We start from the raw sequence: 273 nt of genomic DNA, 5'->3' as shown, positions 1-273 counted from the left end.
GCCGGCATTGGCCGCCACCACGATGTTGACGCAACAGAGGTTGATGAAGCGCTTGTCGCCCTCGGCGACCTTGGTCACCACCGCACACATCAGCAGCGCGGTGGTCAGGTTGTCGGCGATCGGCGAGATCATGAAGGCCAGTACGCCGGTGATCCAGAACAGCGAGCGGTAGCTGAAGCCCTTGCGGACCATCCAGGAGCGCAGCGCGTCGAACACCCGGCGCTCGTCCATGGCGTTGATGTAGGTCATCGCCACCAGCAGGAACAGCATCAG

Annotated in this window: 1 protein-coding gene; it reads right to left on the bottom strand. The window is 63.0% G+C overall.

The window, feature by feature from the left end:
* A partial coding sequence (gene nhaD, locus SQ11_RS15400; RefSeq protein WP_041515086.1) for a sodium:proton antiporter NhaD occupies positions 1-273 on the bottom strand: 273 nt, incomplete at both ends.

It is taken from the genome of Nitrosospira sp. NpAV (assembly GCF_000832065.1).
GTDB lineage: Bacteria > Pseudomonadota > Gammaproteobacteria > Burkholderiales > Nitrosomonadaceae > Nitrosospira.
The sequence above is the reverse complement of the archived record's forward strand: the minus strand, read 5'-3'. Positions and strand labels throughout refer to the sequence as shown.